The sequence below is a fragment of the Saccharibacter sp. 17.LH.SD genome (assembly GCF_009834805.1).
Classification (GTDB): domain Bacteria; phylum Pseudomonadota; class Alphaproteobacteria; order Acetobacterales; family Acetobacteraceae; genus Saccharibacter.
In genome coordinates this window covers 267260-287070 of the sequence record NZ_WVHO01000009.1, presented here as the reverse complement: position 1 = coordinate 287070, position 19811 = coordinate 267260, and the positions used below count along the sequence as shown (strand labels likewise).

Sequence of the window (19811 nt, the reverse complement as noted above, 5' to 3'; positions counted from 1 at the left end):
CGCCCCCTGTGAGATTCCCTTTAACGTTTTCCGTCTCTTTAACGTCCTGATTGGCGCGACAACTCTAGGAAACGTAACGCATCGCGGACGTCACGTTCCTTTTGCTGGAGCTGATGTGCCAGTTCGTCATCGTGCCCCCATTGTTGCAATTGCTTTTCTTCGTCAGCGTTCCCTAAACGCATCGCCTCATCCACCGTCACAACGTTATGAATGAGAGCAAGAGCCAATAATAGGCTACTAAATATAGGAACAATAACACCCAAAGCGGCCAACGTATCGGCTTCTAATGTATCCAAAAATTGCTCTAAAGCAACTTGATACGCCATAGGCTGTTGAAGTGGCATAATCCCAAATGTTGCTTCTGGAGACAGTCCTTTTGTTTGAAGCCACGATAAAACGCGCCCTAACAAAACCTCATCCTGAGCAGCGCTACGATAACTTAAAGCGTCATCCATCCCATAAGAGAGTAAAACATCTTTTGTTGTTGATACATCTTTCTCAACGCGTTCAATAAAGCTACCGGTTATCCGGGTTAAGGACAGAGCATCGGGGGTAAGAGCGTCTCCCATTTTCACAGATCGCCACTCTTCTGCAATCGCCTCTGCTAACGCACGAGACGAGACCGATAGTGCGGCTCCTTGAGGGAGTTTAATGGATCGTCCATCTAGGACGGGGGCATACATCCCCTCGCCCATAGCCTGAACGTCAACCTGCTTCCAGAAGCGTTTCCGCGGTGTGCTCATGGCTTACCTCCAATTCCCAGTGCTTTCAGAAAGCCCCCTCCCTCTGAGGAAGCATTTTGCATCGCTGGAATAGGCAAACCATTATGACCCTCGCGCGCCTTTTGAAGCAAAGGCTGACATAAGTCAGGGTCATCAGCTCCACCATCCAGAGAAAGTTGCTTTTCTCCATCCACTGCATTTTGCGCCGCCACTTTCGGGTCCATCCAAGAGCCCGTCACCATGATTGGAAGGGAGACACTATTGCCAACGAATGTAAAACGAGGGTGTAAGTCTAAAGCTAGCGAGCCTTCATTCAGATTAACCGTACCGCTTCCCTTCAAGGCTAAATGCTTATTCTGCAGCCCCAAAGTATCCACCGTACCCATCCCTTGATGCACATCCATATGCATAGCTGCGCAACGGAATGCCACCATTGCATCGCCTAATTTTAAGAATGTCGCAACCGGTCCCGCCAACGGCACCAAAGTCGCCGTTTTCACTTCTCCTTTGACAAGCGACAAACCAACCGTTCCGTTCAAAGAATGGAAAAAGCTCTCTTGATTGATCCCCTGAGCATCAAGAATTCCATCCCACTGAATAGGGCCACTCAAAAAGGCAGGCTGCCCCAACAAACGAAACGTAATCGATGAAGGAACAATCAACGGTGACGCTTCGATATGCACGCGTGAAGGTGATACTGTATTATCGAACGCCACACGTGCCATTAAAGGAACACCCTCTACTGTTCCCGTTACCGGATCCAGTGATAAGCGCCCTCCGCCCATTGTCATCTTTATGTGCACATCATGATAGTCTAGCTCTTGTACATGAAGCTGATCCGCCATTATATCCAACATGAGATCATGTTCATGTAGCCCCTTCAAGAAAGCCTGCATTCTATCAGAAGACGACATTGATGAATGGTCTGGATTCTTGCCGCTAACAACAGGTGTTAATGCTGTTTCTCCTTCAGAAGAGTTCTCTGCAGCTTCATCTGAAGAGACAGCCAAAGCGTCGCCATTAAGATGAGAGAAATGAATAGATCCTTCGATATGAGAAGGCTTATTGACGCGGCGCTCGAGTAAGAGGCTCCCCACACCGCCCATCTCCTGACTCTCAAAATGCACATCACGTAACCCTATCATGGTGAGCCCATCTTGGGATAAAGGACCGACCGACAGAGTATTTTGTACAAAAAGATTATGCAGAATGGCTCCCGACAGTTGCTTTCCCACCCCAGGAAACTCTGGCAGTTGCAACATATCAGCGCCACCCTTAACCGAAAGAGTACTCGTCTGCCGGCCGACTGTCCCCTCAATATCAAGATGCACACCATCTTGCGTCACATTAGGTTCATTGTCCTTATCCTTACGAGAAAATAACGCTGCCAGTGTACGATCTCGGCCCTTTATCTGCATCGTAAGTGGCACGGAGGGTTTTCCTGGATCCATCCAAGCCATCACACTTTGTTCGAGTGAATGAAAATCGGCATGGACAGTCCAAGAAAAACGTCCCCAATCAACATCTCCTTGAATCATGAGCGGCGCTAAAGCGGCATCTCCATCAACTTGTAAATTACGTAAATGCAACGCTTCCTCAACTCCGAGCGTTCCCGGAGGGAAAACAAGATGTCCCAATTGTAAATGTACTTGGACAGGATAAAGTCTTGAAGGCAGGCTTCTCAACGCTTCAGCAAAACCATGCGGCTCATTTGCTCCCGCAACATTTTTCTCACGTAAGTCAGCCATGCCACTCACATGGCCAACATCGGGTAATTTGAGATGAGGGAAAAGCCCTTCCAAATCTTTTAAATCTTCCCAATGTCCCTGCAGGCTAAGACGCACTCCACGTAAACGATGCGGATCCATCATCGTGCCATCGATGACCATCTGATCCTGTGCATTTTCTGGCCCAAATGTCAGCCCAAAGCTAAAGCCCCAGGGTGTATCTTGCTTCGCAGATGCAGAAAGAACCCGATGCGTGGGACCAATACGACCTCTAAACCTAAATGGCGTTTGATCATGCTGAGCTTTCAAATCGATCCAAGGACCATCACTCCGCATCCCCATCATATCAAACGATGAAATGGCAAAGCCGCCGCGCTGTTCGTCGCCCTGATGGTCATCCTGCCAAGAAACATCAGCATTACTCATATGCAATGCCGCAAAGGAAATCTTCCACTGCGCATGGATCGTCTGATCACGAACCTGATGAGAGGCGGTTTCGGGTTGGTCATCCGTTTTAAAAGGAAGCCACGTGGAGCATCTTCCTTCGCGCGTGCGATGGAAGACAATATGCGCCCCATCTGCTGTAAAATCTTGGAATGAAAGTTCACGATGTAAGAGCGCTAAAAGCGAAATATCCGCGTGCACAGAACGTGCACTCACAAATGGCGTACAACCTGGCCGAGTTAACACAACATTCGTTGCGTGAAATGATGGCCAAGGAAGCACCTGGAAAGCCACTTGATCCATCGTCAATTCCAGACCGCTCTGATCGCGAAAGGCCTGCATAAGATTTTTCTTTACGACCTTTTGATCAATAAGCGTACGCGCTCCAATACTGACCCCAAGTAATGCAACAACCAGCGCAATTAGAACCCCGACCAGCTTTTTCATTCGCTGTGACCTTTCACGTCTTCCGTCTTTTAACGCTTCCGTTTAGGAGGCGGCGTCGTCTTAGCAATGAACCCCAACATCCGAAAGGTTTCCATCATATGTGATGGCAATGGTGCGGTAATACTTAAACTCCCACCCGCAGGATGAGGAAACTCAAGGGCGCGTGCATGGAGATGAAGACGATCCATAAAACCATCTGGATGCGCTTTCTTTCCACCATACCGTGGATCACCCAAAATGGGGGTTCCCAAACTCTCACAATGCACACGCAACTGATGTGTCCGCCCCGTCAAAGGAGATAACGCCAACCAACTGAAACGTTTCCCTGCGGCATCAAGCGTTTCGTAAGCACTTTTGGCCGATACTGCATCTTCTTCCCCACGTTCTGAGGGAATGACCAATGCAGCCCCTCCAGCCCCTACCTTCACTAAGGGTTGGTCAATCATGCCTTCTTCTGGGGTCGGACGCCCTACCACAACAGCCCAATAGGTTTTTGTCACCTCACGACTTCGAAAAGAAGCCGCCAATTTTGCCGCAACGCCAGGCGTACGCGCGAGAAGCAGCAGACCCGACGTATCACGATCAATCCGATGAACAAGACGCGGCCGCTCCCCGCCCGGGGGACGCAATCCCTCCAACATCATATCGACATGCTCAATAATGCCAGGACCGCCCTGCGTTGCGAGGCCCGATGGCTTATTGAGTACAATGAGCTGGTCATCCTCATACAAGATCATGTCTTTTAAACGACGAATCAGCGCTGGATTGGGTGGTGGTGGTGGTGGTGGCCGCGTTTGGTCAGGCAAAGGTGGCACACGTATCGTTTGCCCCGGAAAGAGACGGTGATTCGCCTGCACACGCTTTCCATCAACACGCACTTGCCCTTTACGGCACAGTTTTTGTAATCCCCCCTGCGTCAAGTTCGGGAAATGACGACGAAACCAGCGATCAAGGCGTAGATCGGCCTCATCTTCACTGACAATACGATTTTCAACACTCATGATTGGCGGGATGCCCGTTTCTGCGCCAGCATGTCTAGTCGTTTTCTGATTCTTTCTTCAAATCCACGATTAACAGGCTGATAAAGTTGTACACGCTCCATACCATCAGGGAAATAATTTTGCCCTGAAAAACCATCTTCATGGTCGTGGTCATATTCATAACCTCGACCATATCCAAGCTCCTTCATAAGCTTGGTCGGAGCATTCCGAATATGGGCAGGTGGGATGAGACTTCCTGTCTTCTTAGCCAAGGCACGTGCCGCTTTATACCCCGCATAGACAGCATTCGATTTCGATGCCACAGCCAAATGAACCACCACTTGTGCCAAAGCAACCTCCCCCTCAGGAGAACCTAATCTTTCGTATGCTTGGGCCGCAGCCTGAGCAAGGGGCAATGATGAAGGGTCTGCTTCCCCAACATCCTCAGCCGCAAAACGTACCAATCGACGCGCTATATAACGGGGGTCTTCTCCACCTTCGAGCATCCGTGCAAACCAATATAACCCTGCATCCGGATCACTCCCGCGCAATGATTTATGTAACGCTGAAATAAGATTATAATGCTCTTCACGGTCACGATCATACAACACGGGACGGCGGGCCAAATATTTCGCTAGATCCATCACATTCAAAAGAGGAGCTGACTCAGCTTCTCCTCTTGATGCTGTCATAGCCAATATCTGTTCCACCATATTCAGCAAATAGCGCCCATCACCATCCGCCATAGCACGTAACGAAGCACGCGCTTCTTTTGTAACAGGAAGAGATGTCTTCGTTACAGCCTCAGCATGCTGCAACAATCCTTCTAGTGCCTGATCATCTAGCCGATTTAGGACCAAAACCTGACAGCGTGAGAGCAAAGCTGAATTGAGCGAAAAAGAGGGATTTTCAGTTGTTGCCCCAACAAGAACAACCGTGCCTCGTTCCACATAGGGCAAAAAACCATCTTGCTGAGCTCGGTTAAATCGATGGATTTCATCAACAAAGAGAAGCGTTCCCTTCCCCGATGCTTCCAAACGACGATCAGCCTCTTCAAACGCTTTGCGCAAATCCCCTACGCCTGAAAAAACAGCAGAAATTTGGGTATAAAAAAGCCCCGCACGCTCGGCTAATAGATGAGCAATCGTTGTCTTACCACATCCAGGGCCGCCCCATAAAATAAGACTAGGCAAACTCCCCCGCGCGAGCATATGCGTCAATGTTCCTTCTGGACCCAACAAATGCTCCTGGCCGCGCACATCCAGTAAATCGGTTGGCCGTAATCGATCTGCCAATGGCTGTGTTTTCACGAATGGACGCCGTCCATTCTGTGCGGTTTTCTTCTGAGATGAAGAAATAGGCATCGGCTCTGAGCCTAATGCTCCGAAAAGGTCAGATCCCTCAGCCATTATATCCCCCTCTTTCCTACCATCTCATCCATTTCTTGCCTGTCCGCCTTACCACTTCCTAATGGAAAATATTACTCAAAACATCCGGCAAGAATGCTGAAAGCGGGTAGGTATGAAATTCTGGATGATCCAGCGTTCCCTTCAAGGTGTAATTCATCGCCATAGCGCCCTTGCCTTTAGAGGATACCCCAAACAAGGACCCAGCAGCGCGATTTAAACCAAAAAAGGGCGAGACCGTTCCCTTCATTTCCAATGCATCCGTTTTAAAATTAACGGTCCCCTCGATAGTACCACCGACCATCGCATTATGTGTTTGTGTCTGCTTCAATGTAAGAATCTCATCCGCCAACATTATATCAGATGATAAACTCAGCCCCTCAAAACGATCTCGCGTGAGTTGCCCCCAATGCAGTGGAGCAAAAACAGTCGCCATCGTCAGCACCGCTGGGGGATGTGGAATGGCCACATCTTGCGCCTCTAGATGCCCCTCAAAACTTCCCAATCCTATTCCCCAACCCACCGTTTGTTGAGAAAGACGCTCTGGTAAAAAAGTGCCTGTTATGCGTGCACTCCCTCCCGAAAGGACCGAATAAACACCTATAGTCTTGAGAAAATCTCCAATATTTTGAACACTCACATCAAGATGCTGCCCGTTTACACGAGGCTCCAGCTGCATTGTTACAGGATAGGGAGCAACAATAGATAAATTTGCTCTCTGTATCTTATATTGCTGCCATACAGCCGCCATGCGAACACGCTCGAACGCGGTTTCTGAATCAAAGAAAACATGATCTGCTTGCACTGAAACTTGCCACTTCCCAGAGGGCAAACGCCATGACGATGATTTTTTCTTATTACCAACCTCAGATCCAGAACGTTTTTTATTGGATGTTTTCTTCAGCCATGGCGCTAAATCCAGCGTAAGAGCATTCACATCAATGCGATAAGGATCGTGCGCTGTCAGTGAATTAGGCCATTCAATCTGCAAGCGCCCCTCGTTTCGTCCAACATGCATATGATCAAAAACCATCCCATGCACGCGATGGCGCTGTATTTCAGCAGTCCCAGATAAAAAAAGCCCAGGCCCCTTCGCCTTCACATTATCCAACTGTTGAAGCGCCCCATCAAGTAACACTATATGCCCTGTAAGTGAGGCTGAGTCGCCAGACAATTTCGACCATACAGGCAATAAGACGGCTGCCTGTGTAAAATCTAACATAAGATCGACATCAGCTTTTCGATGCCCCGGCCCAAGCCCTACCTGGCGATAGGCGACATTCGTCAATACAGGACCCATCAACATTCCTTTCGGAATATTAATGCCAAAAGCAGGCCATGTCGTTGGCCCCAATAAAGCATGAGCATCAACTTGTCGCAGAAGACGCCCTTCTACATTCGCTTGGAAACTCTCCATCATCGACAGCTGGACAGGCACATTTCTTAAACTCGCCTGACCTTGAAAGTGCATCTCTTTGCTCGTCACATGCAACAACCCGTTTCCCTGCCGAATGGCGCCTAATGCGGGCAGACCAAAAGCAATTTGTGAGCACTGAGCCTTCGCCGCGAATGAGATGTCATTGACTGTCACACGACTGTCTAATGGCAAGGATAGTGACAACTCACCCAAAACCATTCCACTCGGTTTCATCAATGGGACAGGATGACGTGACAAAAGATGGAGCCGTGGATGGGCCAATAATTTTAAAAATGATGGCAATGTGCCATTGAGCCCAACATGAATATGGGCAAATTGATCTTTATGCATCAACCCAGATATGATCGTTGTACCTTGAGGTACACGAATAAGCACACCCTGATCACCTTTTATCTGGCCATGGCTTACATCAATTTGCAGACGATCAGCGTCTAAGAAGTGCGCGTGTGCTTCAAGGCCTGTAATGGGTTGCACCGGTCTTAGCCAAAAGACATCCAACCCATGCCCGCGTAAATCCCCCTCAAGATGCGTTACAGCTAACTCTTTCAATCCATGATCGCTCTGCAAATGGGCTGAAAGCGTTAAGTTTTCACCTTTGCCCACCGGCATATTAGACGTAATCCACCGTCGCCCGCCCTTCATAACGCCCTGCGGCCAAATAGACCCCAAAGAGGCAAAGTCAAAGGCTGGAATTTCAGCATGCACATCAATGCCAATATGCTGTAATGCCAAGAGGCTATCTGTATGAAATTGTGTGGTAATATTCACAGGCACAAGCTTTTGCTGTGAATCCTGCATGATGAACTGGATCGTTCCTCGATCTAACAAAAGATCGCGCAACAAATGAGGCCCCGTCCAATAGGCCTTAAATTCTGCATTCCCCTCTCGTAAGTGCAAAGCATCATGTCCGGGCTGCAAAATATCGCCAGAATCCCAATGAATAATGGCCTTAGTGTTTAGGAAATGCCCTTCCATTTTATGCGGAAGCATCTCTCCTTCCACTGAGACCCATACAGGCATCGTCCAGCGCCCAAGCACATCCGCCTCTTTAGGAAGCCCTTCCACCCAATGCGCTGGGATGAATGGCTCTACCGCGACAGAAAGGTGCGTTACCCCCCCTTGGTCTGGTATTGCCATCAACTTGAATGGAATATTTTCGTGAGCCCGACTAACCGCCCCAACAAGAGTTCCTTTCCAACCAGAAGGCTGATGATACGCTATGTCTGCCGTGGGGATTGTCAAAAAAATACCGTCATCTGAACGGTAGTCATTATAAAGGCTAATTGAAATATCACGCAGCGTCACAGATCTTAACGCCGAAGCCTCCCACCCAAAGGATGACTGTTGGGACGTTGTTTTCTGAGATGCACGTGCCGTGGGAGACCATCCCCCATCCAATATAATATGCCCATCGACCTGCCGGCGTAACGATAAAGACACACCCGACAGCGATACAGAACGCAACGCCAACAGCTTATGCCGCAGCGGCTTTACATTTAGGACAACCTCGGCACGGTCTACATGGTTCACCACCTGACCGCTTGCTCGCTTCACCTCTATGTGGGACAATTTTATAGTAATAGCGGCAGGGTGCTCCTCATGACTAGGGAGCCATTCGAGAACAACCCGTCCCCACTGCACATAATTGGTAGAAGGCCGGTCCCCACGCTCGTGGAGGGCAATAGGGCCCCAACAATGCGTCAAAGCCGTCACATCCACAGGGCCTTGTGTGAAACGCCAGCACGCAAATCCCAATAGCACCCCACCAACCACGACAGAAAGACCGAGAGCGGTAATGGCCCAGCGCACCACACGCCGTAAAAGTAACCGACGCTTCTTCGACGACCCCTCTTGTCCACCTATATCGAGCACATAATCCCCATTCGCGCCTTGTATAAAGTAAGCCCTCTATAGCTGTGCTAAAATATCCTTCACCCAATGGACGTGATCTGCTGGGCGAACACGTCGTTTAATTGCTTGAATATCACCCTGCGCATTAATGATGAATGAGCTGCGTTCTATTCCCATAAATTCACGGCCATAGAGCTTTTTTTGTACCCATACACCATAAGCCTCAGCAAGCTGATGAGCCTCATCGGATAAAAGTGTAAACGTAAGAGCCTGTTTCTGTAGGAAACGTGACAATTTCTCTACCGGGTCAGGGCTCACACCTATGACGCGTAACCCCGCTCCATCCAAAGTCTGCAATTCAGGGAGTGCATCTCGTAAATCACATGCTTGCGTCGTGCAGCCTGGAGTAGAAGCCTTCGGGTAAAAATAGAGTAGATAAGGGGCTCCTCTCAACGCCTCCTCTGTGAGCATAACTTCCCCCTGAGGACTAACCCCAGCTAAAGAAAATGAAGGTGCCTTCTGCCCTTGTTGGATAAGACTTGATTCCACGTTCCTGCTCTCCCTTATTCAAAGTTGAACGGTCGTCTTCACGGTGTTGATGGAGATGTATTCTGACCAGCTGCTACAGGAGGAGCTGAAGACCCACCCGCAGGCTGTGCCGGGGGCCCTTTCCGGGTTTGTAATGGCTGAAATTTTTGAAAACCTGCAGGCGGCTCAAAAGCACTCGCAGGAATCGCTCGATAATCTACCTGAACGGCTTCAAGACGCCCTGTCACGCCATCGGCATCCACGCCACTTTCCGACAAAATCACACCATCATCAGTAACACACGCCTCAGCCTTTCCATGAGTGGTATCAATGGACCAATTTTGACATTCATACCCAGCAACGCGCCGTTTTTCTTCCGCATGATAGGCCATATTCAAATCCAGCAAGAATGGATTTCTCAAACCATGCAAAGGCACGAACTGTATATATTGGTGCGTATCTAACTTAATAAGCGTCACTCTCTGAGAAAGCCTATCCAGAATAGTCACCCCACCCAAATCTGCACGATCAATACGGAGACGATTTCCAGATGCTTCAAAAGAAATCGTGACGTTCTTCATCGTCGCGCCCGGGTTTGGGTTATCTTGAAACTGGTAGGTCACAACCACATCACGCATAGGCGTCAACACTGGATGGTCTCCCAAGGCTTCCGCATGCCCACTCGTGGGGAACGCTGTGAAAAGAGACACCATCAAGGCCCCTCCCACACCACATATTTTATGAAAATAAGACATCACGCTCTCCCTTCTGGAACTGACCTTAAATTAAGAATAGATCTCTGCAAGGCTTCAAAACTGACATCTTGCGGCCAAACAGCCGGTACCGCTAACGCCTCATGAAGCTTTTCCTGGTAATCAAGCAACGGCACAGCGATGCCCCCGAGATGCTTCAAATGCGGCGTCACATATTGGGTATCAAGCAAACGATATCCTCCCTGACGGAGCGCTGCGATAAGATGAACAAGAGCAATTTTGGATACATCCCGCTCACGCGACACCATACTTTCACCAAAGAACGCACCGCCTAAAGAAACACCATAGAGCCCACCCAACAATTCTCCAGAATCACGGCGGACTTCAACAGAATGCGCATATCCCTGCCGATGAAGCTCGCCATATAACATGCGGATCCGTGGACTAATCCAACTTTCTTCCCGGCCAGGCATGGATTCTGCACACGCCATCATCATAGCTGAGAAATCATCATCCGTGCTGACACGATATTTCTGGGCACGAACCGTCCGCATAAGACGTTTAGAAATATGAGGCGCATCCAACGGAATGATCCCACGCTCTTGCGGGGCGTACCACTCTAGCTCATCACTTTCCCGACTAGGAGCCATCGGGAAAATACCTATTTCATAGGCACGCAAAAGATGTTCTGCTGTGATATCATCCATAAATTGATCACTCATACATGAACACACAGCATGACAGGAACCTCCATGCCGCAAACCTTTGTTTATCTCATCGGGTTTTTAATCAGTAGCGGCATACGTCTGCTCTACGCTCCGTCTCTCAACCGCCTGCTCAGCATTGTAAACTTTGTCTGCCTAGCCGGCGTCGTGATTTTCGGCATTCTCGAGACCTACCAGGATATCCGCCTGAGCCGTGCCCACAAACGCTCTCTATCTGCCTCCGCTCACACATCAGACTCAGAAGCTCTCCCCCGGTAAGCTTGCGCCGCCTCTTTCACCGCTGTCCCATGAGTACGCTCTAGACGACGAATAGTGAAATGTGCCCGGGCAACAGCGCGATAATGTGCCAAAAATGCAGAGTTAAGAGCTGCCCCACACAAAGCACCAGCCACAGGAATCATCTGTGCGGCAAGTTTACGTGATAAAGCGATCCCATAATGCCCCGCTACTTCGGCCATTAACATGACTAAGGGCTGCCCCCGCATCAGCCCACGCGCAGCGAAAAAGCCTAAATCGCTTTCTTCGCCATCCTCACGCCGACCAGCCGCCACACTCCGTAAAGCAAACACTTCTAAGCAGGCTCTCCGTGTCTCTTCATCACGTAGATCCTCGCCATTTTCACGCGCAATACTGGCAATTTCACGCATAATAGCCAATGTTGTGAAACCAACATCAGGAGCCATACTCGCAAACCCACCAAAACCCCCAGCTGCGCCTGAAATCGCTACAGCGGCTTGCATCATATTTTCACGTAATTTGTTTTGTGTCGCTGGACCTTCTCTCCCCATTCCCAGAATAGCAACACGAAAAGACTGCTCTATCGCTACCTCTGTAATACGTTGCAGCTTCGCCTGAAGTCCTGGGGCCAAAGCAAGCCCTTGTAGCCCCAATTGCGTCGCGCGCCCTACGGCACCTCCCATCAAATCCGCTAAACGAACTAAGGTGCCACGCCCTTCCTCTACTTGCGCAAGCACCTGGTGCAATTGCGCCAAAGCTTCCCCATCCATCTCTTGAAACAAGAAAGACGTACTAGGAAGTTGTGTGTTGTGCTCTGCGTTCATGGGGCCTTCTCCATTTTCTCAACACTTGACGATACAGAAAGGATTACCGTCCTTCCCACTCACCTAGTCGGGTTAAGTAATCAAACTCAAATTCCGTCACCGGTGCGACCGATAGACGCGACTGTTTCAAAAGAGCCATATCCGCCAAGTTCGGATCTGCCTTGATATCTGCCAAAGTAATAGGACGTCTAAAAGCCCCCATAGCTTTTACATCGACACAAACCCAACGAGCATCCTCTGTTGTCGGGTCAGGATAAGCCTCTTTTACAACCTCTACGACACCGACAATTCTCTTTTCACTCACGGAGTGATAGAATAATGCCCTATCCCCACATTCCATGGCCTTCAGATTGTTTCGTGCTTGATAATTACGCACACCATTCCAAGGCTCGATTCCGTTGCGAACTTGCTCATCCCATGAGAAAGAAGCAGGCTCTGATTTTATAAGCCAATACACCATAGTGAGTTCGTCCTTCCTGCTTTCCTCTTGTCAGGAAAGATATGTTTCTTTGCGATCATACAGAGTTCCGATTAAGGAAGAAAAGTTTCATAATAGAGTGATAACCGTGTCCCCTATTTCATCTTGGTTCCATCATTATGCCAACCCTGGTGTTTTTTTACGCCTGGTCCGCCCCTGCCTCCTGCCACTAGGCACCATCAGTGTCATACTGCTTATGACGGGCCTTATTTGGGGATTATGCTTTTCCCCTGCAGACTGGCAACAGGGCGAAAATGTTCGAATCATGTATATCCATGTTCCCATGGCATGGTTAGCCTCTGCCTGTTATGTAGCTCTCGCCCTTTGCGGCATCCTCTCCCTCGTGTGGCGCCACCCTTTGGCTGACCGCGCTGCCATAGAAATTGGTCCCATCGGCTGCGCAGCATCGGCCCTTTGCCTGGTCACAGGCTCTCTGTGGGGGAAACCAAGCTGGGGCACGTGGTGGGTTTGGGACGCACGCCTTACCTCCATGCTTATTCTCTTCTTTCTCTATCTCGGTCATATAACTGTTATTCGTGCTTTTGATGATTCATTTCGTGGTCAAAAAGCCGCAGCTATCTTGGCTATCGTAGGGATTGTTGACCTCCCTATCATCAAATTTAGTGTGCAGTGGTGGAATACACTTCATCAACCTGACAGTATTTCCTTAACAGCCACACCAACCATCTCTCTGTCGCTTATGTGGCCTCTGGTCCTTTGTACCGGTGGCTTTACACTGGGGGCCATAACGCTCGTCAACACACGCTTATGTGCTTCACTTATGGAGCGCCAAGTTCAATTTTTCTCACGCCGGGGAAAATAAATCATGACCCTCTCTTCTTCATGGCTGCATATATGGGGCTTCGTTCTCGCAAGCTATAGCCTCACATCATTGTGGATCATCGCCCTAGCCTTCCTAGCGATACGCCGCTTCAACCATGCCTCTCGGCGATTAGCTCTTTTAAAAAAATCCTCTGCCGTTAAAGAACAAACGCCTTCATGAGTCGTTCCCCTCTTCTTAAGCCCTCTCGAAAAACGACCCGCCTGTGGATTCTATGTGCGTCTCTTCTCTGTTTAGGAAGCGCTACCTTTCTGGTTCTTAACGCCTTTTCGAGTAATATCGTCTTCTTCATGGCTCCATCGCAACTGCGTGACCATCCCCCACATCCATCACGTGTTGTTCGACTTGGCGGGATGGTTGTTGCAGGGTCTCTACATCATCATCCTAATACACCCGACACAACCTTTGATGTTACTGATGGCCAAGTCGCCATTACCGTTCACTATACCGGTATTCTGCCAGACCTTTTCCGCGAAGGGCAAAGTGTTGTCGCCGTCGGAGAGCTTCAGACTGATCAAAGTTTCAAGGCTCAAGAAGTTCTCGCCAAACATGACGAAACCTATATGCCGAAAGAGGTTGCGGATGCGCTGAAACGAAGTGGAAAATGGGATCCTCGCTTTGGCCCTCCCCCTGACGCCGCGAGTTGGAACCGCATGACCGCCACATCTCACGATCAACACCCATGATGGAACTTTTTGGCCCAGAAGAAGGACACTATGCCCTAGCCCTCGGCTGTGTTTTGGCTCTGTTTCAAGGAACACTTCCCTTTTTAGGCAAATGTCGTTCGTTACGAAGTCTCGCAACACTTGCCGTTCCTCTCGCCATTTCTCAATGCGGTGCGCTTCTTCTCTCTTTCATCTGTCTTATCTTAGCCGCTGTCAGAGATGATTTTTCTGTAAAAAATATCGCTGAGAACTCAGCCTTGAACAAACCCATGCTGTATAAAATTGCTGGCGTTTGGGGAAATCACGAAGGGTCTATTTTACTCTGGATCGTTATTTTAAGTCTCTGCGGAGCAGCCGTTGCCTGCTCTGGGCACCATAAGACTGGCCTTACATCTTTATTTCGTGCCTATGTATTAGCCATACTCGGTTTAATTTCTGGGGGCTTCCAGCTTTTTTGCCTCCTGACGTCTAACCCTTTTACACGCCTTATCCCTATGCCAGCTGATGGGCTTGGGATGAATCCACTCCTACAAGACCCTGGCTTGGCGTTTCACCCACCTATTCTTTACGCTGGTTATGTTGGGTTTGCTGTGCCCTTCGCCTTTGCCGTAGCCGCACTGATTTCTGGAAACGTCAATTCTCTGTGGGGTCGATGGGTTCGCCCCTGGACTGTTGCCGCATGGGCCCTTCTCACCTGCGGCATCACCTTGGGGTCATGGTGGTCTTATTATGTGCTTGGTTGGGGCGGTTACTGGTTCTGGGATCCTGTCGAAAATGCATCGCTCATCCCTTGGCTCAGTGGCACCGCGCTTCTTCATTCAGCCATTGTGACTGAAAAGCGCAATGGCCTCAAAATTTGGACTGTCTTTCTGGCTATTGCGAGTTTTTCTTTCTCGCTCTCCGGCACATTTCTTGTCCGTTCTGGCATTCTTAACTCCGTCCACGCCTTCGCGAACGACCCTGCACGCGGGATCTTTATCCTCTCGTTGCTCGGTCTTATCTCTGGCGGTGCACTCTTTCTTTTTGCCTGGCGAGCCCCCACACTCAATAACGGTCCGTTATTCTCCCCCGTTTCACGTGAAAACGCACTCGTTTTTAATAATATCCTCCTCTGTTCACTGTGCGCTGTTGTCCTGACAGGAACTCTATACCCACCGTTCATGCAGCTTCTTTTTGGGCGCACCCTTTCTGTTGGAAAGCCTTTTTTCGACAGTACAACCATACCGCTTGTCCTCCCGCTGCTCTTCGGAATGGGAATAGGCACCTCCCTCTCCTGGCGGCATGCTTCTCTAGGACGAACTTTTAAACGTCTTCGCCCAGCGTTTTTTCTCACACTGATCACCGCCATTCCGCTCTACTGGAATTTCAGAAACATACTGGCCTTTAGTGCCGCTTGTTTGGCACTCTGGGTCATCACCTCCAGTATAACGGATGTCGTCATGCGCCTGCGTGCTGTCCATACACTCCGGCACCTTCCTCGTGGGATATGGGGAGCCTGTCTGGCCCATATTGGCGTAGGCGTGACCATTTTAGGTATTTGCGGCATGGATACAGCACAACATGCCATTGTCGCCTCCCATATTGGGGAACATCATCAACTCGAAGGAAATGACTGGCTGCTAACCTCCGTTCGCTCTCTAAACGGCCCCAACTATCAAGCACTGCAAGCAGATATTCTCGTCTCCCATCAAGGGAAAGAGGTCGCCACACTGCATCCCTCACTCCGCACTTTTATAACCCCTCATCAGAGCACCTCAGAAGTGGCGATCCACTCCTCAATTCGGGGCGATCTCTATGCGGTCTTTGGCGGCGTTCAACACACAAATCCAGAAACCTATATTCTCCGCCTTCATGATAATCCTCTTGCTCCGTGGATCTGGATAGGCGGATTAATCATGGCGCTAGGCGGCCTTCTCTCTCTACCATATCACCGCTTCCGTTATAGTAAGCAAAACAACCTTCAGAAGACACACCGCACTGCCGTATCGAGAGATCATACACCATGCCTGTGACACGCCGCCATCTCCTCGCTGTCATTCCTGCCGTTGGCATAACAGCCTTTGCTGTAGGCTGTGCACGCATGTTGAGCCGCATGCAGCAAGGGGATTATGACCCGCGCGCTATTCACACCCCAATGCTCAATCAACCTATCCCTGACTTTGCCAATCTACCTTCTCTGCCTGGACTTCCACCCAGTTTTGATGCTCCAACCTTGAGACAACAAGATCATCCTGTTTTGATCAATTTCTTAGCGTCATGGTGCATTCCATGCGTGACTGAACTTCCCCTCCTGAAAGAACTTTCCACACATGTCGATATTTGGGGTATCGTCTATGAAGACAAAGCAGAGCGTGTTAGCGCCTTCCTCAACCGCAATGACCAACCCTATCAACGTGTCGGCCATGATTTTTCTGGAAAAATTGCCATTGATTGGGGCGTAAGCGGTGTGCCTGAATCATTCTTGATCTTCCCCGGGGGAAGAATTGTTTGGCATAACAGCGCAGGGCTCAATCAAGAGGTCATCACTCGAGAGGTGCTTCCACTTTTGGAGCTCACTCCGTGAGACAAAAATTTGGGCTACTCCTTGTCATGCTCATGGCCTTCTCTCATCAGGCATGGAGTGTTGAAAGCCCGCGTGAGCTCCTCCCGAACCCTCAACAAGAAGCACAAGCAGAGGAAGTAGGGCGCCAATTGCGATGCCTTGTGTGTCAAAATGAGAGCATCGAAGATAGTAGCGCCCCCTTAGCAAGAGACCTGCGTCAAATTGTGCGCCAGCAAGTTTCGCAGGGTCGCACGTCACATGATATCTTAAAGTGGATGACCCATCGTTATGGCGATTTTATTCGACTGAAGCCTGTTTTTGATCGTGGTACCGCCTTATTATGGCTCATGCCCATCCTTTCCTTAGGAGGGGCTCTTCTCCTAGCCCGTCGTCTTTGGAGACGTCGTCACCACCCTTTACCTCTTCCTCCCCTATCGGGTGAGGAAAAAGCGCGCCTTCATAAACTTCTGACGGGAGATTGATTTTTGTTCTTTTTCGGCTTTCTCCTCTTCACACTCCTCATTCTCATTCCACTTGGGCTGAGCTTTTGGCGTCGCGCTACAATCCAAAGGCAGACCCAAGACCCAGCTGCTGATTTTTATCGGGACCAACTCAAAAGCCTCCAAAAAGATCATCAAGCTCGTTTAATTGACGACACACATTACGAAGCTGCACGCTTGGAAGCCCAGCGCCATTTACTGGATAGTACAGCGGCCCCGCCTGAGGCAGGCCTATCGGGAAGACGCGCTCATTTCCTTATCACCATAAGTTCTCTGCTCTTGATACCCATCCTTGCATTACTTCTTTACAGTGTTAATGGCCTTCCTTTTTTATCCTCTCAATCAGCAGACACGCGCGGGCCAACACCATCACTTGCCCAATCATCAACGACACTCTTAGAAGACCTCAATACAAAACTGGCTCACCTTTCCCCTCAAGACCCACATTATGCTGCCCTACACCTCAAAAGGGGACAGCTCGAAGCCGAAATGGGCCTCACTGACCAGACAATTCTTGATTGGAAAGCCGCTCTAGATGTTTCTTTTACAGCTGAGCTTGCTCTGAACATTGCAGAGCTCGAAACGCGCAATGCTGGGCACGTGACAGCGGATGCCCTCTCCTTATACCATCGCGCCCTTGCTACGGCGCCTCCGAATGCTCCGTGGCGCTTGGCTGTCGAGGCGCGTATTGCCGCTGGTGAACATGAAAAGGATCAGACAGAACCGTGATCTTCCCGACCTCTCAAGGTGTTATGCGCTGCCCATGCTGTCATAAAACCATTAGTACAACAGCTGCCTATTGTGTTCATTGCAAAGCTGAAAAACGTTTTGGTCCGCTCCGACGTGAGAATATTCTTTATAGTGCGCTCGGCTTAATTTTAGCACTCGTTGTATCTTCTCTCCTCATTCCTCTTTCCTTTTGGAATGCACTTTTCGCTCTTGGAGGATTAGGCGTCGGTTTCGTCTTTGCTCAATACCGCTTCAGTACAGATCGTTGGATCTGCTCTAAATAATTTCACTCATTTAAAAGGAAGGGTCATCATGCCACAATCATCACGTCGTCTTTCGGTCTCTGGTCAGGCATTACTTGACACTCCCTTGCTCAACAAGGGAACGGCCTTTTCAAACGAAGAACGCAGCCTTTTTCATCTCCATGGCCGTCTTCCTGTGGCTGTCCATACACTTGATGAGCAAGTGGCTCAGGCATACAGCAATGTTATGGCGCAACCAGACACTCTCAGCCGTCACGTCACGCTTCGCACCATCCAGGACAGTAACGAAACCCTTTTCTACGCACTGTTAGATCGGCATTTACGTGAAATGATGCCCCTTGTTTATACCCCTGGAGTCGGGCAAGCATGCCAAGAATTTTCTAAGATATGGCAACGCCCACGTGGACTCTTCCTGTCTGCTGAACATAAAGGCCACATTGCTGATCTGATCGCTTCCTCCGAATATGATAACATTCGCCTTATTATCGTTACAGACGGTGAGCGTATCCTTGGTTTGGGCGATCTCGGGGCCAATGGGATGGGCATTCCCATCGGTAAAATTTCTCTCTACACGGCCTGTGCTGGACTTAACCCCGAACTATTGCTGCCTGTTACGCTTGACGTCGGCACCAATAATACAGCCCTGCGCGATGATCCTTCCTATATTGGCTCTCGTTCGCCTCGCTTACGCGGGGAAGCCTATGCACAATTCGTAGAAGAATTTGTCACAGCCATAAAAAAACGCTGGCCTTCCATTTTACTTCATTGGGAAGATTTTGCAGGCCCCAATGCCGCCCCCCTCTTGCAGCGCTACCGAGAGGCCCTGCCAAGTTTCAATGACGATATTCAAGGCACAGCCGCCATCACAACAGCAGCGATTCTAAGCGGCGTCAAAGCCAATAAACAAACGCTCGCCCAACAACGCATCGTCATTGTTGGAGGTGGGTCTGCAGGATGTGGAATCGCTAATCAACTTTTCCAAGCTCTTCTGGCTGACGGCCTGAAGGAAGAAGAAGCACGTGCGCTCTTCTTTATTTTGGATCGTCCTGGTCTCCTCACCCAGGATATGCCGAACCTTACCCAAGGCCAAAAACCATTTGCCCGACACGAACCCTCCTCCAACGGACAAGGGCGTGACCTCGCTTCAGTCATTTCTGACGAGAAACCCACAATCCTTATTGGCGTCTCCGGACAGGCCGATATCTTCAGTGAAGAAATCATTCGGACAATGGCGGCTCATTGTGACCGTCCTTTAATCTTCCCACTCTCTAATCCGACCAGCCATGTCGAAGCCACTCCGGAGGACATTTTGCATTGGACCGATGGGCGTGCGCTCGTCAGCACAGGAAGTCCATTTGCTCCAGTCCATATCAATGGCCGCACCATTCCCATTGATCAAACCAATAATGCCTATATTTTCCCGGGATTAGGGCTTGGCGCTCTGGCTTGTCATACACAACAAATCAGCGACCGCATGCTTATGAAAGCAGCACAAGCCATTGCAGAACACTCCGCTGATCATCCCGAGCAAGCCTCATTACTCCCTCCACTAGAAGAGATGAAAAATGTCGCTCTTGCTGTCGCACGCGCTGTGGCCTACCAAGCGCGCGAAGAAAAACTGTGCCCTGATTTTGATGACGCCACGCTTAACCAGCGCCTCGCAGAATTAAGTTGGGCTCCCCTCTACTCCTCCTATGTCCCAGCCTAACAACCAGTTTTATGCCGCGTCATGCGGCATTCTTGCTTCATAG

Annotated in this window: 20 protein-coding genes; 10 read left to right on the top strand and 10 right to left on the bottom strand. The window is 49.7% G+C overall.

Translation table 11 applies throughout. The features are described 5' to 3' along the window. Positions 1 to 38: 38 nt before the first annotated feature. Genes GS501_RS02710 through aat form a run of 8 tightly spaced genes read right to left on the bottom strand, consistent with a single transcriptional unit; the run spans position 39 to position 10978 of the window. Positions 39 to 743, bottom strand: coding sequence for an ATP12 family protein (locus GS501_RS02710; RefSeq protein ID WP_160830320.1), 705 nt, complete (start codon positions 741 to 743; stop codon positions 39 to 41). Further along, positions 740 to 3340 carry an AsmA family protein gene (locus tag GS501_RS02705; RefSeq protein WP_160830319.1) on the bottom strand — a complete coding sequence of 867 codons (2601 nt, stop codon included), beginning with the start codon at positions 3338 to 3340 and terminating at the stop codon, positions 740 to 742. Before GS501_RS02705 ends, GS501_RS02710 begins: the two co-directional genes overlap by 4 nt. 29 nt (positions 3341 to 3369) lie before the next feature. Then, on the bottom strand, positions 3370 to 4341 hold the full coding sequence (locus tag GS501_RS02700) for an RluA family pseudouridine synthase (protein ID WP_160830318.1): 972 nt from the start codon (positions 4339 to 4341) through the stop codon (positions 3370 to 3372). Continuing rightward, positions 4338 to 5729, bottom strand: coding sequence for a replication-associated recombination protein A (locus GS501_RS02695; RefSeq protein ID WP_160830317.1), 1392 nt, complete (start codon positions 5727 to 5729; stop codon positions 4338 to 4340). Before GS501_RS02695 ends, GS501_RS02700 begins: the two co-directional genes overlap by 4 nt. A 58-nt stretch (positions 5730 to 5787) precedes the next feature. Next, on the bottom strand, positions 5788 to 9036 hold the full coding sequence (locus GS501_RS09930; RefSeq protein ID WP_160830316.1) for an AsmA-like C-terminal region-containing protein: 3249 nt from the start codon (positions 9034 to 9036) through the stop codon (positions 5788 to 5790). Positions 9037 to 9072: 36 nt separating this feature from the next. Continuing rightward, entirely contained in the window at positions 9073 to 9564 is a 492-nt protein-coding gene (gene bcp / locus GS501_RS02685) for a thioredoxin-dependent thiol peroxidase (protein WP_160830315.1), read from the bottom strand. 38 nt (positions 9565 to 9602) lie between these two features. Then, positions 9603 to 10298, bottom strand: a complete 696-nt coding sequence (locus GS501_RS02680) for a hypothetical protein (RefSeq protein ID WP_160830314.1) — start codon at positions 10296 to 10298, stop codon at positions 9603 to 9605. Beyond that, the gene (gene aat / locus GS501_RS02675) at positions 10298 to 10978 is read right to left on the bottom strand and encodes a leucyl/phenylalanyl-tRNA--protein transferase (protein WP_370517916.1); all 681 of its coding nucleotides are present in this window, start codon (positions 10976 to 10978) and stop codon (positions 10298 to 10300) included. The genes GS501_RS02680 and aat overlap by 1 nt, the downstream gene beginning before the upstream one ends. A gap of 30 nt (positions 10979 to 11008) precedes the next feature. On the opposite strand from aat, the gene GS501_RS02670 reads away from it, so the two are divergent. Then, positions 11009 to 11239 (top strand): hypothetical protein, encoded by a 231-nt coding sequence (locus GS501_RS02670; RefSeq protein ID WP_160830313.1) that lies wholly within the window; start codon positions 11009 to 11011, stop codon positions 11237 to 11239. Here GS501_RS02670 and GS501_RS02665 read toward each other — a convergent pair. Both GS501_RS02665 and GS501_RS02660 read right to left on the bottom strand, forming a co-directional pair. Further along, positions 11206 to 12042 carry an EcsC family protein gene (locus GS501_RS02665; RefSeq protein ID WP_160830312.1) on the bottom strand — a complete coding sequence of 279 codons (837 nt, stop codon included), beginning with the start codon at positions 12040 to 12042 and terminating at the stop codon, positions 11206 to 11208. The genes GS501_RS02670 and GS501_RS02665 overlap by 34 nt on opposite strands. A gap of 43 nt (positions 12043 to 12085) precedes the next feature. Further along, positions 12086 to 12502 (bottom strand): EVE domain-containing protein, encoded by a 417-nt coding sequence (locus GS501_RS02660; RefSeq protein ID WP_160830311.1) that lies wholly within the window; start codon positions 12500 to 12502, stop codon positions 12086 to 12088. A gap of 106 nt (positions 12503 to 12608) precedes the next feature. Between GS501_RS02660 and GS501_RS02655 the strand changes: the two genes are divergently transcribed. Genes GS501_RS02655 through GS501_RS02615 form a run of 9 tightly spaced genes read left to right on the top strand, consistent with a single transcriptional unit; the run spans position 12609 to position 19768 of the window. Further along, positions 12609 to 13343 (top strand): heme ABC transporter permease, encoded by a 735-nt coding sequence (locus tag GS501_RS02655; RefSeq protein WP_160830310.1) that lies wholly within the window; start codon positions 12609 to 12611, stop codon positions 13341 to 13343. Positions 13344 to 13346: 3 nt separating this feature from the next. Further along, on the top strand, positions 13347 to 13523 hold the full coding sequence (locus GS501_RS02650; RefSeq protein ID WP_160830309.1) for a hypothetical protein: 177 nt from the start codon (positions 13347 to 13349) through the stop codon (positions 13521 to 13523). After that, positions 13520 to 14047 (top strand): cytochrome c maturation protein CcmE, encoded by a 528-nt coding sequence (ccmE, locus tag GS501_RS02645; RefSeq protein WP_160830308.1) that lies wholly within the window; start codon positions 13520 to 13522, stop codon positions 14045 to 14047. Before GS501_RS02650 ends, ccmE begins: the two co-directional genes overlap by 4 nt. Continuing rightward, complete coding sequence (locus GS501_RS02640; protein WP_160830307.1) at positions 14044 to 16038, top strand: heme lyase CcmF/NrfE family subunit; 1995 nt, start codon at positions 14044 to 14046, stop codon at positions 16036 to 16038. Before ccmE ends, GS501_RS02640 begins: the two co-directional genes overlap by 4 nt. Next, positions 16029 to 16589, top strand: a complete 561-nt coding sequence (locus GS501_RS02635) for a redoxin family protein (protein ID WP_160830306.1) — start codon at positions 16029 to 16031, stop codon at positions 16587 to 16589. The genes GS501_RS02640 and GS501_RS02635 overlap by 10 nt, the downstream gene beginning before the upstream one ends. After that, positions 16586 to 17050 (top strand): cytochrome c-type biogenesis protein CcmH, encoded by a 465-nt coding sequence (locus GS501_RS02630; RefSeq protein ID WP_370517915.1) that lies wholly within the window; start codon positions 16586 to 16588, stop codon positions 17048 to 17050. The genes GS501_RS02635 and GS501_RS02630 overlap by 4 nt, the downstream gene beginning before the upstream one ends. A 3-nt stretch (positions 17051 to 17053) precedes the next feature. Continuing rightward, positions 17054 to 17797 carry a c-type cytochrome biogenesis protein CcmI gene (gene ccmI, locus GS501_RS02625; protein WP_160830305.1) on the top strand — a complete coding sequence of 248 codons (744 nt, stop codon included), beginning with the start codon at positions 17054 to 17056 and terminating at the stop codon, positions 17795 to 17797. Further along, positions 17794 to 18081, top strand: a complete 288-nt coding sequence (locus GS501_RS02620) for a hypothetical protein (protein ID WP_160830304.1) — start codon at positions 17794 to 17796, stop codon at positions 18079 to 18081. Before ccmI ends, GS501_RS02620 begins: the two co-directional genes overlap by 4 nt. A gap of 28 nt (positions 18082 to 18109) precedes the next feature. After that, positions 18110 to 19768 (top strand): NAD-dependent malic enzyme, encoded by a 1659-nt coding sequence (locus tag GS501_RS02615; RefSeq protein WP_160830303.1) that lies wholly within the window; start codon positions 18110 to 18112, stop codon positions 19766 to 19768. Positions 19769 to 19811: the final 43 nt, after the last annotated feature.